The following is a 12,563-nucleotide window of genomic DNA, read 5'->3' as shown; positions in this document are numbered from 1 at the left end:
TCAAAACACACTTTTTTTATATTCTATATGAAACTTTTTACCGTAGATAATGAGTACGAGTTTTATCTTATGTCCGGCGCATATATGCACGGACCGTAATGGGTCCAAAGATGGCCACAATGACAGTTGCTCCTATTAGGGAAGCAATTAGGTCCCAACCTACTGTGCCAGCGTTTGCAAGATCTCGAACAGCGGTAACGAGATGCGAGATCGGGTTAATTTTCACAAACCATTGTAGCCAGTTTGGTAAAGTATCAGCGGGCACAAAAGCATTTGAAAGAAACGTTAGAGGAAACAGCACGATCATAGAGATACCCTGTACACTTGAAGCAGTACGTGCAATAACACCAAAGAAGGCAAAGATCCAGCTAATTGCCCAGGCACATACAATGACTAAAAGCGCAGCTAAAACAACGTGACTTAGCCCTCCTTCTGGTCGATACCCCATTATATAACCCATAGTAAAAGTGAGTACCGTTGCAATTGTATAGCGCGGATAGTGTCAGCCAACAATGCTCCCGCCAATGGTGCAATCCGCGCGATAGGCAGTGACTTGAATCTATCAAAAACGCCCTTATCCATATCTTCACGTAGTTGCACACCTGTGACGATTGAAGTCGTAATTACGGTCTGTACTAAAATACCGGGAATGATGACAGGCAAGTAGTTTACACGTTCCCCGAGATAGCTCCACCGAAAATGTAAGTGAACATCAGGGTGAAAATGATCGGTTGGAGCGTGACGTCAAACAACTGCTCTGGCGTCCGTCGAATCTTCAATACACCACGATAAGCCATTGTTAACGAATTACTTACCGATTGTTTAAAGCTAGTTTTTTTTCGTAGTTGCCGTCCAGCAACCTGCTTTAAGAAGAACCTCTCATACTCTACCCTCCTCCACTTTATCAGATTCATTGGATGACTTAGAAGCAGCCTCCTCAGCACCATGACCCGTAATGGTCAAAAAGACCTCGTCTAGTGTTGGTTTCTGTACACTCATCTCATCTAGTCTGATTCCTTTTTGACGAAGAGCAATCAGTAGATCTGTGACTTTGTCAGCATCCGCCATTGGGGCCGTTATCTTCCCCACTTCCGAAGAAATTGATGTCTGAACTTTAAGCACTTGTTCAATGGTTTGACGAGCGTCCATTATATCCCGCGGATTTTGAATGCTTAAATGTAATGATGAGGTTTTAAATCTAGTATAAATTAATTAAAAGACACTCATTTACTTATGACGCTGTTCACCTTAATATTTCTAGATGATGAAGCAAAAACCTAAAGTTGAACGATTCTAGAAGATTTGCTAATCTGTTATTAACGAAGAAGAACCCATTATCGGAAAATCGATTAGTTGCTCTTCATTATTTAATTAAATATCGTATCAATCTTTTATATCCATCTTATATAGAGAGAAGTTGATAGTTATCATGAAAGTTCGTTTAAAAAATGGCAATGAAGTAACGATAAAAGAAGCTACTAGAAATGATGCTCAGCAAATGATTAATTTCTACAATGTCGTAGGTGGAGAAACAGATTTTCTTTCATTCGGAAAAAATGAATTTAATAGGGATGTGGAGGAGTATAAAAAGTTTATAGATTCTACATCACTGGAACAAAACTCTATAATTTTAATAGCAACTTTAGAGGATGTAATTATAGGCATAGCATCTATTAATTCTAGCCAAAAAGATAGAACGAAACATGTTGGAACATTAGGCATTGTTGTGAGCGAACAGTTGGTTGGACAAGGATTAGGTAGAATATTGATGGAAGAACTGATTAATTGGGCAACTTCAAATGGGGTAACTAAAAAAATTAGTCTTGTTACGAGAGAAGATAATACTTTCGCCATTGAATTATACGAAAAGCTCGGTTTTGAAAAAGAAGGACTCCTAAAAAAAGACAATTTCATTAATGGCGTTTACTATAATACATTGGTAATGGGATTATTTATTTAGATTTTGCGCATTTATCTTCAAGGACGTCCACGTGTTCCATAAACTATAAAAGCAGAACTAAAGATTATCTTTTAGTTCTGCTTTTATTTTGCATATAGCGGGTTTTAATTCATTTATAAGTTTATTGGTTTAGAACATCGATATGAATAGCGCTAGAAAAAAGGCAATTCATTATGAATGCTTTTATTAATACACTTTTTCAAATACAACTATGCACATCCAGGCTCCCCACACTTTAATAGATTACCGTCTTAGATTATTCCAGTGTCTTATTAAAGATAATAAAGATATTCCAACACATATTTACCATTTTTCAGTTGAGTAAAACTAAATTTTATAGCGATAGTTCCAAAAGCATCAAATTCTTTTGGTCGATATTCATAAGTAAATGTAGCAAATCCCTTTCCTTTATATGTATCATAAACTTTTACCTTGGAAGTTGAGACTTTGTTTAGAGCCTTAGAATAAGTAGATAATATTTTCTTGGAATTGACTTTTCGCATGCCTTTTATTTTTCTACTATAATTGTCCTTAGTATATTTGTGACCAAGTAAATAGTCGTTTTTTCCGTGCTCAGCTACATGTTTGTTTACATAAGAATTGAAAGAGGTAGTTTTTCCTGTATTAAGGGAGTTACCATAGATTTTTATAAGTTTAGCCGCTTCTGGTTTTAATTCACTTGTTACCTTTTTCATACTGAATTTCTTAGGGTAAGTTAATACTCCTTTTTTCGAGACCGTCGCAGACACTTGTGTAACGGCTGCAGATTTAGTTATTTGCTGTGTTTTATTTGTTGCAGCTTGAGCTTCTACTCCTCCCAATGTACTTAATAATAGTGTACTTGCTACGACCATTGACATGACCATACCTTTTTTAAGTTTCTTTCCGCTTTTTTTCATCAAAGCCTACACTTCCTTCCTTTTTTTAAACAGATATTTCTTTTCAATAAATATCCACATTCACAAATTCTATCATAATATAACCATTTTTTAGTACTTTTTATAATAAAACAGGTTAAAATCCCCATTAATTTGATTATAATAGTTAAATTGATCCAACTAAATTTTATGTAAAATTAGCCATATTAAGTCCTATCACCTAAAGTTGTATTTTGATAACCGATAAAAAGACATATCCTGTAACTATGAATTTCTTTTCTTAACACTGTGAAATTTTGTTTTTATTTTGTTTTTATTATTTTTTCTGAATAGAACATACTATATTGGATTTTAAAATTTTTGGCACTGTCAGCGAATTATAGACATTTAAAATTTGTGGAGGGAGATATTCAATTTGAAAAAAAATATAGCCTCAGTTGGTTTTATCTTTTGTTTACTCTTTAGTGGGATTTGGTTACACGATGCATATCGAAATACTAAAATCGCATTTGCAATGGAACCTGGAACACATTCGGAAAAAGTATTAAATGATAATTTTCAAGTTTTAATGAAAAAAATACACCCCAAACTAATGGAACAAAATTTTAAAATAGTTACACTCGGTTTTGATTCTCAAGTAAAAGAAATTAATATACAAGTAAATAGTAACCAACAATATATTAACAAAATTGAAAATAGTATTAAAAAGATCATTCATGAATCATCACAACAAACACTTTTTAAATTATTCAATCGATGTTTATAAGCAAGTCATAGATTACCCAGATGCAGAGGAATTAGCATTAGAAAGAAATGATGAACTAACTACGAAATTTCAAGAAGACCTTAAAGCTAAAAAATTTACAGAAATTGAAAGTATACGTATAAGAGATAAAGATAAGAAGCTACTTGTAGAAATAAATACATCTATACAAAAAACCACTTTATTCAATATCAATCGAGGAAAAGAAATCCAATTAGAAATCAAGAAGTCATTAACAAATTCATTTTATAAGGATGAACTCAAAAGAATAGAGGTTTTTGTTTATAATAATAAACATGTAAAGATCAACTAAAATAAGGTGTCCCAGTGTATGAATATCATGGGTCACCTTTTTTTGCTTAATTATACTTTAATTCATAACTATCCTGAAGTTGTTTTATGTATAGTATTTGTGAGTAATTCTAGAATGCTCAACCATGGAATCACTGTGCTTTCCCTTCTTTTGAACTTATATTATAAAATACCAAAAAAAGTTGCTTTATAAGTATAATATTCTCTCTAATATGATGTACAATATACTAGGCTTTGTTCAAGATTTTAAACAACTAGACAGGAGTACACATCATGCGATCCTCACTTTTTTCATACCTAGCGCTCTTCTTTGCTGTATTTGCGTTATCAACTTCTGCTATTTTTGTAAAAATTGCAAATGCCCCACCAGCCATTACTGCATTTTATCGCTTATTTTTTGCGATGCTCATATTGTTACCTTTTTTAATCGGGAAAAAGAGATATCGACAAGAACTTGTTGGATTAACTATAAAACAATGGGGCTTAGGGATACTTTCCGGATTATTTTTAGCCTTTCATTATGTATTGTGGTTTGAATCTTTAGAATACACATCTGTTGCTAGTTCGACAGTAATTGTAACGTTACAACCTCTATTTTCTATGGTTGGGGGTTATTTTCTATTTAAAGAACGCTTTTCTAAAGGGGCTATTATTGGCTGCTTTGTGGCGATTTTAGGTAGCCTTATTATTGGTTGGCAGGACTTACAAATAAGCGGCGACGCACTATACGGAGATATTTTAGCCTTTATCGCAGCAGGTATTATTACTGGCTATTTCTTTATTGGACAATCTGTTCGGAAGGAGTTATCTCTTATTCCATATTCAGTTATAGGTTATGGGAGTAGCGCAATCTTTTTAGCCATCTATGCACTTTGCCTGAATGAATCATTTACTAACTACTCTTCAACTACATGGTGGGCTTTATTAGGTCTAGCATTTGTGGCAACTATTTTAGGGCAGACAATTTTCAATTGGCTAATTAAATGGATCAGCACTTCAGTTATCTCAATGAGTATTTTAGGAGAAACGATTGGCACTTGTATTCTTGCTTACTTCATTTTGGGAGAAGTCATTTCCCTAGAGCAAGCTGTAGGTATTGTCGTTATTTTAATTGGTTTAGCTATATTTCTAGTCCAGCAAAGAAAGACAAATTAAACGAAAAAACAACGGCTAATATATCTGCCGTTGTTTTTTTGTTCACTTTGTTAAGTGCATTGATTTTTCAATAACTACGATTTTTATAATAGATTAAAAAGTCCGTCCATATGTCATCCTCATAAGAAAACTCTTTTCTCTCACATTCAAAGAGATACCCTGCTCTTTCAGCCAGTGTTTTGGAAGGATTGTTATCTATATTAATATGTAATTCAATTCTATGGAAATCTAAAGTAGAGAAAAACAATGCAGTTGCAGCCTCGACACTCTCTATTCCATACCCATTTTTCCAAAACTGATTATGAATAGAATAACCCATCATCGCCCATTGATAATCCATCCTCAGTATCGTTATTAGCTCCACTTTCCCAACATTCACACCATCTTCTTTGCGGAAAATCCCGAGGATATACATTTCATCCTTCTTTGCTGATTGATCAAATCCATTTATCCAGTCGATAAACCATTCCTCAGTAGATGTAGACATATTTAAAGGTTTACCATCATCATATTTGTATTGCGAAGGCAATCGATTATCAAACTGTGTATACCAATTGAGATAATCCTCTTTTTTATAAGGACGTAAAATCAATCTTTGCGTCTCAAATTGTAAATTTGAAATATCCATATTCCTACCCCCTACTTTACTTCATCATTCGAATTTTATGTTAAAATCCTCAAGTATAACTTTAACATATTTTTCCTTATAAATAGATGGAATTGTATTTTTTGGAGCGATTCCCCTATAGCTTTTTAATTAAAACAAATAAAAAAACAGTATACCGATTGAAGTCTATTCATTTGAATCAAAAATTGACAATATGTATACAAATGTATACAATCATTAATATAACAATTTGTATACAATGGTATACAAATAAGGAGGAATTTTAATGAGAGATGGAAAATTTAAGGATTTTAAGAAAGAAGGACATCATCGAAGTGAGCGTCATAAAGGAAGAGGTGGTTCTGGAGAGCGTGGACCAAAAACTTTTCGTAGAGGTAGAGCAATTGCTTTTTTAGAAAGAATGAATCTAAAGCGTTCCACTATTAAGCAGCAGTTAGATAAACCCGAGTTTCAATCTATTCATCCAATTTTAGTCGGTGAATTAAAAGCCATTGATATGGTAATCAATGAATTTATTCAATTATTTGAAATACAAGAGAATGAAGCCATGGATATTCCCAATGATACTGAAGAAATAGAAATTTCGGAATTGGATAGTAAAGATTCATCATCTATTGATGAGGGAGGAATTGAAACTAATGAAACAAATTAATAATTATATCGATTCAGTGTTTCAAAATCATTATACTCATTTGAAGGAAGTCATTTCATCCATCGAAGAAAATGGAATGCCCTCCATATCGGTATCTCCTTCTTCAGGGAAACTTTTAACTATGCTTATATCCATTTCAGGTGCTAAAAACGTTCTTGAGATAGGTGCACTAGGAGGTTATAGTGGAATTTGCCTTGCAAGTGGATTCGGAAAAGAAGGAAAATTAACTTCTCTTGAATTAGAAGAGAAATACGCAGAGTTAGCAAACAACAATCTATCAAAAGCAGGCTTCGGAGATCAAGTGTCTTATCTAACTGGTCCAGCATTGCAGAGTCTTGAAAAACTAGTTGAGGATAATAAACGATTTGACTTTTTCTTTATCGATGCTGACAAAGAAAATTATGAAAATTACTTAGAATATTGTATTAAACTTGCTGATTCAGAAGCTATAATAGTAGCTGATAATGTACTTGCTCAAGGTAGTGTAGTAGACCAGGAAGTGAAGCCTAAACGCTATACTGAATTAATGAAGAAATTTAATGAAATTGTGGCTAATCATCCTCAATTAGAATCTATTCTTATTCCAATTGGTGACGGGATGACTATTTCAAAAGTGAAGAAATAATTGAATTTTTTATCAAACAGCATACTTAGTTAGAACAGTTTAACTCCCTTTTGATTATTTTTTCAAATTGGAGTTTTTAATTGGCTTTTACACTTTATGCTTATGCTACTTATAAAGGGATTTTTAAAAATCTATTAGAAATATTCCTATATCTTATATAAAATATGAGTACTCTTAAATTATTGGTATTGCATTGTTTTTGTTGGAGGATGGACGGTTTGATAACGAAAGCTGAAATTTAGAACAACCATATTCAGGACAATTCAAAGAGAGAATTTATGATATTTCAAATCAGTGGAATTCTCAAGATTGGACTTGGATCAAATTTGAAGATGAGAATTATTATGAATGGTGCGGTCAATTTAGAGGAGCGCAACGAGCTGTTGCATTATCTAGTAAACATAATCAGACTCTAGTTGCTACTTCTGATTATCTATTTCAAATTGATTGTGTAAGTGGCGAATTAACTGAATTTAAATCAATAGATGAAACTCAAACAATATATCAAGATTTAACAGTAACACCTTTTGGAGATTTCATTATTGCTGATTATTACAATATTGAATTAATAGGAGAAACAATTAAGGATAGACAACACTCTTAGACATTCCAATAGCAATGGATCTGATTAAATTTAATGGTTGGTCAGAAAATAAATTATCTATAAGTTGTGAGGAACTCGGAATCGAAGACAGTAAAATAGAATTAGAACTTGATGCAACGACATTTGAAATAAATATTCTCTCTAGGATTTACAATTAATAAAAGCCAGAGTTAATTCTACAAGTACTTATTTTGTAGATTATCTCTGGGTTTCCGTCGCTTTTAACCCTATTCTTCCGAGAAGAAACAATCTTTGAGAAAACAGCATTAATTTATTTATAAATACGTAAGTAAGTTTTTTCTGGAATTTCGAGATTATCAATATTTAATTCACCTAGTTTTAATGTGATTTCTCCTTCTCGTTCATCTCTCTCTTCGCCTACCCAACAGCTAAACAACTCGAAATAATCACCTTTTTTAAGGTAATGATTCATCATTTCACATAAAGCAATAAGTTTCTTTTTCGATTCTTCACAAGTTTCTTGATTCATATGTTTTGTAATCTCAATTCCCCAATGGCTTGATACTTCGTAAACATAAGGTGTCGTAAACTGATGCTTTTTCACATTTTCTTTTTCTTTTTCCCCTGAAAAACAATCATCTACAAAAAATAAAGCCTCAAGCTGCTCTTTCTCAGGTGTAATAGGTATTTCAACAAAACAACCGATATAACTAGCTAAACTCATCAATAACAACTTCCTTTGCTTTTATCTTCAATAAGAAAACCATATTTTCTTTTGATTATAACGCAACAATCAAAAGTTTAACTACTCTACTACTTCGGTTTAATAGCATTCATTATACTTTTCTCAACATATCAATTGTTGCTTAATAGGATTTCTGACACGTTGTAATAAGATATCGTACTTTTGAGAAGAAGTTCTATTAAAAAACTGACATGCTACTTTTCTGTTTATCTTTATATGCCATTATTCCACTAATAAACAAACAAAGAAGTATTAATAATGTATAAGTAAAAAAATTAAAAAAGACTGCGTTGGAATAGATACTTAGTAAAGGAATTTTTGTTTCTTCATGGTATATCGGATTTACTTCGGCAAGAAGTGATTTTAATTGAATTGCCCTTATAAGAGTAATGCTTACAATCAAGATCATCCCCAATAAACTTCCAGCGACAATCTTTCGAATAGTTCCCTTCTGCAACTTGCGATACATAAATTCATGCATATAACTGATAGTCATTGAGATGAAAACAATAATAAATGGAAATAAAAAGAAGAATGGCAATAAACCAAAATTACCATTTCCCCCTCCATAATTAGTAGGAGAAATTGTTGTTAAATTAGCAAAAATAAAAGCGCCAATTGTTACGACTGAACTCAAAATATATATATAACAATAAAGGTGACTTTTTATTTTTTTCATCTATCCCAACTCCTTTATAATCTACATTGTACATTATTTGGAAATCTAAAAAATAGTTTGTGTAAACATGTACATCTATAGATAGCTTTATATTTTATCCTCATGAATACACTCTTTCGATTTAATTTCAAAGCAGACATTTATAAGAATCACGTATCAACAATGTAATTAAACGGATTCAAACGATAAAAATACTTTTTCATTTCTCTTATTATAAATCAATATTTTTGACAAATTAACACGTATTCTATAAAATGAATGACAGTCAGTCATGAAATGAGGGTTATAAAATGTCAAAAGAAGAAAAGATTATTCTTGCTGCTATCGATGTTTTCCGTGAAAAAGGTGTTGAAAAAACAAAAGTATCTGATATTGTAAAATCTGCTGGAATAGCTCAAGGTACTTTTTATTTATATTTCCCATCTAAACTATCCGTAATGCCAGCAATTGCGGCTGTTATGGTAGAGAAAATCATGTCAGAAGTGAACCATCGCTTCCAAGAAAATGAGTCGATTGAAGGACAACTAGATCAAATTGTAGATGCTGTTTTCTATTTAACAAAAGAATATCGTGACGTCTTTGCACTTGTTTATGCTGGAATCACTCAAACTGAGCATTTGAAAGAATGGGAGACCATTTATGCACCTTTTTATGAATGGATGAACAACTTCTTAAAACAAGCTCAAAATGCCGGAGATATACGCGACTCACTTATTACTGAACGATCCTCTAAATTGATTATTGGTCTAATTGAATCTGCAGCTGAACAAATTTATTTATATGATGATTTAGATGAAGAAAATGCAACACTTCAAAAACAAGAATTACTCGATTTTTTACATCATGCATTAGGGCTTCGTATTTAAATTATGAAGCTTTTGCATCATAAAAATGACTGATAGTCAGTCATTATGTACTGACAAAGAAAAAGTTAGCTGATATTTATTACGAAAGGAATGTTAAATATGACTAAAGATTGGATGTATGTTGCTTTAACTTGTTTGTTTGAATTAATTTGGGTCTTCGGTTTTAATACCGCAAGTACTTGGTGGCATTGGGCTATTATATTGGTGATTATTGCGATAGATTTCCACTTCTTATCTAAAGCTTGTGAGAACTTACCTACCGGAACTGTTTATGCTATTTTCGCAGGGATCGGTACAGTTGGAACGACATTAATGGATGTATTTATCTTTGGTGGAGAATTTAGTTTAGCAAAAGGAATCTTCATGGTTATTCTTGTTGCGGGTGTTATTGGATTAAAATTAGCTGATAATCATACGAATGATGAAAATGATTTGAAAGGAGTGCACTAACGATGGGGTGGATATTTGTATTCTTAGCTGCAATGTCGGAAATTGTAGGAGTTATCGGTTTAAAGTTATACAGTCAGAATAAAACAATTCGAAATTTGATTCTTTACGTTGGAGGTTTCGGCTTATCATTTGCCCTCCTCTACACTTCGTTTAACTATTTACAACTAAGTATTGCATACGCTGTATGGATCGGTATCGGTACTGTCGGTGCTGTATTGATCAATATGATTCTGTTTGGAGAATCCAAAAGCGTAGCACGTATTATTAGTATTATTGCGATAGTTATCGGAGTAGCTGGTTTGAAGGCTGTTTCTTAATTTAGTAATAGAATATTTCATTTATATCGAAGACCCCGTCATTAATTCGGAAACGAGCAAATGGCTGGGGTCTTTTATAATGGCTACTAGTTCTTTTTTTTATTTATTTCTCATTCAAAGTTATCTTTTTCGTTAAGATAATACTTTATCCATAGCTTCTAGCATATTTCGCCATGCTTGCTCCGTTTGTGGTGCAAAGTCTGACCAATCAGGAAGTAATTCATGAGTTAAAGTCAGCTCACATCCTGCCTTAATTGAAACTATGTCAATGTTAACTCGCGCCGCATCCGGTGTTTCTTTTGGAATACCCCAAGTAAATACTAGTCGTTTCGGTCGTTCAATTTCTAAATACTCTCCACGATGGTCAATCTCCTTGCCTTCTCTCAAATCAACAAATGAGAAAAAGCCCCCCACGCTTCTGTCAATTTCTACACGTTGAATATCCCCTTTTGGAAACATCCATTTCATTACCTTATCGGGGTCAATCCAAGCTTCAAAAACCTTATCTGATGAAATATTAAAGTTATAAACTACAACTGCATTCTTATTTGATTGAGTATTCAGTGAAATCATCTCCTTTTTATAAAATAAAAAGCTAGTCATTTACATTATCTTACTGTAGTTATGTCTATAGCTCAATATTTTTGAGTTTAATAACTATGACTGACATTAAGGCTCATGAGTTAGTTCACCGTTACAAAAAATGAATAAAAACACTTCTAAGAATTTATTGTACAATAACAATTATAGTTAAACCTATTCAGGAGGAATAATATTGTACACATATTCATATAAAATCCCTAAACACATGTCGATGCAAGATAGATTACCACTTACAGATGAAAATGGTAACGTTCATTGTTACATAAAAAAGCGAAAACCAAGAATATTGACTCGTATTGTAAATAATTTATTTAGTTTTACTCTTAATTATTGCTTTGTAGCAGTGGATCTAAATGAAAAAAACATCTATAGTATAAACGCTTTAAAATACCGATTTAAATTAGACTACATGTTAACAACACCACTTCAGCAAATAGTTCTGAAAAGAGAGCGTGAGCAACTAATCGAAAGTAAATATACGTGGCAAGATAATTCAGATACATACGTATTTCTTCAACACTATTCTGCAGAAGTACGTTTATTTAAAAATGATGAAGAAATTGCTACAGTTAAGCTTGTAGACACTAGGAATTCGGATGAGTTAGATAATGTAATCATTACTCTTTTTAAAGAAGATGATACCAATTTAGCAGCATTAATGGCAGTCCTCTATCACAGTTTGTATTACTATAACCGATATGATAGTACAATTTTAGTTAAATCTTTTTCCCTTTTTGATTTTTAATGCAACTACCCTCTACATAAGTAGGGAAAACTGCTAGGTCGACCTAAGAAGTTTTATCGGATTTCAGTTACCATTGAAAATGAACGTAAAGTCGCCAAGTAATCTTTTCTCTAACATAGGCATGAAAATTTAATAAGAATCTAGCTGATTTCTCTACTTGAATCAAAAAAAGCTTGCATTAAGTTGACTTAACTGCAGCTTTTTTGTAATTTGGCTTTAAATAATATCAAAGAACTAATGCACCCGCTTGTACTTGTTGAATAAGAAGATATTCCTTATTTAAATACCTCGTCTATTTCATTTCTGTCGTAATCTAATATCCAATCGTTGTATTTATCATAAACATCTCTTATTGTTTCGGGAGATGTCGCTAATAGATCACATCCCCTATCATCATAAATGTGAAAAATAGTTTTCCTGTTGATGTTAATAAAATGGACTCTATGAAAAATGCTTGGTCTAACTCCTATATCATGATTGCAGATTACTTTTAACATAGGGATGTATTTGAAATCAGAGGTTTTACATTTTAAAGAAAATCTGTGTGTTTTATATGTTCGTTCTTCATCATCGTCAGAAAAAATATAAGGAATTGTTTTTTCCCAATCAAAATGGTTACA

Annotated in this window: 15 protein-coding genes and 3 pseudogenes; 10 read left to right on the top strand and 8 right to left on the bottom strand. The window is 32.4% G+C overall.

Annotated features, from left to right (window positions below; translation table 11 throughout):
- Nucleotides 1–67: 67 nt before the first annotated feature.
- A pseudogene (locus MKY02_RS09800) lies at nt 68–914 on the bottom strand (ABC transporter permease).
- Nucleotides 880–1,191 (bottom strand): annotated as a pseudogene (locus MKY02_RS09795) (daunorubicin/doxorubicin resistance ABC transporter ATP-binding protein DrrA); the annotation flags it as partial. The pseudogenes MKY02_RS09800 and MKY02_RS09795, both read right to left, overlap by 35 nt.
- A 238-nt stretch (nt 1,192–1,429) precedes the next feature.
- Between MKY02_RS09795 and MKY02_RS09790 the strand changes: the two are divergent.
- On the top strand, nt 1,430–1,960 hold the full coding sequence (locus tag MKY02_RS09790) for a GNAT family N-acetyltransferase (protein WP_038182389.1): 531 nt from the start codon (nt 1,430–1,432) through the stop codon (nt 1,958–1,960).
- A gap of 272 nt (nt 1,961–2,232) precedes the next feature.
- Here MKY02_RS09790 and MKY02_RS09785 read toward each other — a convergent pair whose 3' ends face one another.
- On the bottom strand, nt 2,233–2,862 hold the full coding sequence (locus MKY02_RS09785; RefSeq protein WP_038182392.1) for a hypothetical protein: 630 nt from the start codon (nt 2,860–2,862) through the stop codon (nt 2,233–2,235).
- 391 nt (nt 2,863–3,253) lie between these two features.
- Here MKY02_RS09785 and MKY02_RS09780 point away from each other — a divergent pair, with 391 nt between their 5' ends.
- The 3 genes from MKY02_RS09780 to MKY02_RS09770 all read left to right on the top strand — a co-directional run bounded on the left by MKY02_RS09780 (nt 3,254) and on the right by MKY02_RS09770 (nt 5,068).
- The gene (locus MKY02_RS09780) at nt 3,254–3,604 is read left to right on the top strand and encodes a hypothetical protein (protein ID WP_340711100.1); all 351 of its coding nucleotides are present in this window, start codon (nt 3,254–3,256) and stop codon (nt 3,602–3,604) included.
- Nucleotides 3,555–3,914 (top strand): hypothetical protein, encoded by a 360-nt coding sequence (locus tag MKY02_RS09775; protein ID WP_340711097.1) that lies wholly within the window; start codon nt 3,555–3,557, stop codon nt 3,912–3,914. The genes MKY02_RS09780 and MKY02_RS09775 overlap by 50 nt, the downstream gene beginning before the upstream one ends.
- 272 nt (nt 3,915–4,186) lie before the next feature.
- Nucleotides 4,187–5,068 carry a DMT family transporter gene (locus MKY02_RS09770; protein ID WP_340711095.1) on the top strand — a complete coding sequence of 294 codons (882 nt, stop codon included), beginning with the start codon at nt 4,187–4,189 and terminating at the stop codon, nt 5,066–5,068.
- 67 nt (nt 5,069–5,135) lie between these two features.
- Here MKY02_RS09770 and MKY02_RS09765 read toward each other — a convergent pair whose 3' ends face one another.
- Entirely contained in the window at nt 5,136–5,696 is a 561-nt protein-coding gene (locus MKY02_RS09765) for a GNAT family N-acetyltransferase (RefSeq protein WP_340711093.1), read from the bottom strand.
- A 265-nt stretch (nt 5,697–5,961) separates the two neighbouring features.
- Here MKY02_RS09765 and MKY02_RS09760 point away from each other — a divergent pair, with 265 nt between their 5' ends.
- Together MKY02_RS09760 and MKY02_RS09755 are read left to right on the top strand one after the other, a co-directional pair.
- The gene (locus tag MKY02_RS09760; RefSeq protein ID WP_340711091.1) at nt 5,962–6,348 is read left to right on the top strand and encodes a hypothetical protein; all 387 of its coding nucleotides are present in this window, start codon (nt 5,962–5,964) and stop codon (nt 6,346–6,348) included.
- The gene (locus MKY02_RS09755) at nt 6,335–6,973 is read left to right on the top strand and encodes an O-methyltransferase (protein WP_340711089.1); all 639 of its coding nucleotides are present in this window, start codon (nt 6,335–6,337) and stop codon (nt 6,971–6,973) included. Before MKY02_RS09760 ends, MKY02_RS09755 begins: the two co-directional genes overlap by 14 nt.
- An 875-nt stretch (nt 6,974–7,848) precedes the next feature.
- Here the strand turns inward: MKY02_RS09755 and MKY02_RS09750 are convergent.
- Complete coding sequence (locus MKY02_RS09750; protein WP_038182409.1) at nt 7,849–8,262, bottom strand: hypothetical protein; 414 nt, start codon at nt 8,260–8,262, stop codon at nt 7,849–7,851.
- Nucleotides 8,263–8,461: 199 nt separating this feature from the next.
- Nucleotides 8,462–8,962: a hypothetical protein gene (locus tag MKY02_RS09745; protein WP_076035061.1), complete on the bottom strand. Its 501-nt coding sequence runs from the start codon at nt 8,960–8,962 to the stop codon at nt 8,462–8,464.
- A 290-nt stretch (nt 8,963–9,252) separates the two neighbouring features.
- Between MKY02_RS09745 and MKY02_RS09740 the strand changes: the two genes are divergently transcribed.
- The 3 genes from MKY02_RS09740 (at nt 9,253) to MKY02_RS09730 (ending at nt 10,595) form a co-directional block, all read left to right on the top strand.
- On the top strand, nt 9,253–9,828 hold the full coding sequence (locus MKY02_RS09740) for a TetR family transcriptional regulator (protein WP_076035060.1): 576 nt from the start codon (nt 9,253–9,255) through the stop codon (nt 9,826–9,828).
- A gap of 99 nt (nt 9,829–9,927) precedes the next feature.
- Nucleotides 9,928–10,278 carry a DMT family transporter gene (locus MKY02_RS09735; RefSeq protein WP_038182417.1) on the top strand — a complete coding sequence of 117 codons (351 nt, stop codon included), beginning with the start codon at nt 9,928–9,930 and terminating at the stop codon, nt 10,276–10,278.
- Between the two features lie 2 nt (nt 10,279–10,280).
- A complete protein-coding gene (locus MKY02_RS09730) occupies nt 10,281–10,595 on the top strand; it encodes a DMT family transporter (RefSeq protein WP_038182420.1) in 315 nt (104 codons plus the stop codon).
- Between the two features lie 132 nt (nt 10,596–10,727).
- Here the strand turns inward: MKY02_RS09730 and MKY02_RS09725 are convergent, their stop codons facing one another.
- On the bottom strand, nt 10,728–11,198 hold the full coding sequence (locus tag MKY02_RS09725) for an SRPBCC family protein (protein WP_340711086.1): 471 nt from the start codon (nt 11,196–11,198) through the stop codon (nt 10,728–10,730).
- Between the two features lie 172 nt (nt 11,199–11,370).
- On the opposite strand from MKY02_RS09725, the gene MKY02_RS09720 reads away from it, so the two are divergent.
- On the top strand, nt 11,371–11,943 hold the full coding sequence (locus tag MKY02_RS09720; protein WP_340711084.1) for a tubby C-terminal domain-like protein: 573 nt from the start codon (nt 11,371–11,373) through the stop codon (nt 11,941–11,943).
- Between the two features lie 275 nt (nt 11,944–12,218).
- Here MKY02_RS09720 and MKY02_RS09715 read toward each other — a convergent pair.
- A pseudogene (locus MKY02_RS09715) lies at nt 12,219–12,545 on the bottom strand (DUF3885 domain-containing protein); the annotation flags it as partial.
- Nucleotides 12,546–12,563 lie beyond the last annotated feature (18 nt).

This window comes from Viridibacillus sp. FSL R5-0888 (assembly GCF_038009105.1).
GTDB lineage: Bacteria > Bacillota > Bacilli > Bacillales_A > Planococcaceae > Viridibacillus > Viridibacillus arenosi.
The sequence above is the reverse complement of the archived record's forward strand: the minus strand, read 5'-3'. Positions and strand labels throughout refer to the sequence as shown.

Excerpts from the sequence above, each read along its gene's own strand:
- MKY02_RS09730 (WP_038182420.1), top strand. The coding sequence starts at position 10,281 with ATGGGGTGGATATTTGTATTCTTAGCTGCAATGTCGGAAATTGTAGGA.
- MKY02_RS09750 (WP_038182409.1), bottom strand. The coding sequence starts at position 8,262 with ATGAGTTTAGCTAGTTATATCGGTTGTTTTGTTGAAATACCTATTACA.
- MKY02_RS09790 (WP_038182389.1), top strand. The coding sequence starts at position 1,430 with ATGAAAGTTCGTTTAAAAAATGGCAATGAAGTAACGATAAAAGAAGCT.
- MKY02_RS09735 (WP_038182417.1), top strand. The coding sequence starts at position 9,928 with ATGACTAAAGATTGGATGTATGTTGCTTTAACTTGTTTGTTTGAATTA.
- MKY02_RS09745 (WP_076035061.1), bottom strand. The coding sequence starts at position 8,962 with ATGAAAAAAATAAAAAGTCACCTTTATTGTTATATATATATTTTGAGT.
- MKY02_RS09740 (WP_076035060.1), top strand. The coding sequence starts at position 9,253 with ATGTCAAAAGAAGAAAAGATTATTCTTGCTGCTATCGATGTTTTCCGT.
- MKY02_RS09760 (WP_340711091.1), top strand. The coding sequence starts at position 5,962 with ATGAGAGATGGAAAATTTAAGGATTTTAAGAAAGAAGGACATCATCGA.
- MKY02_RS09770 (WP_340711095.1), top strand. The coding sequence starts at position 4,187 with ATGCGATCCTCACTTTTTTCATACCTAGCGCTCTTCTTTGCTGTATTT.
- MKY02_RS09755 (WP_340711089.1), top strand. The coding sequence starts at position 6,335 with ATGAAACAAATTAATAATTATATCGATTCAGTGTTTCAAAATCATTAT.
- MKY02_RS09775 (WP_340711097.1), top strand. The coding sequence starts at position 3,555 with ATGAATCATCACAACAAACACTTTTTAAATTATTCAATCGATGTTTAT.
- MKY02_RS09725 (WP_340711086.1), bottom strand. The coding sequence starts at position 11,198 with ATGACTAGCTTTTTATTTTATAAAAAGGAGATGATTTCACTGAATACT.
- MKY02_RS09765 (WP_340711093.1), bottom strand. The coding sequence starts at position 5,696 with ATGGATATTTCAAATTTACAATTTGAGACGCAAAGATTGATTTTACGT.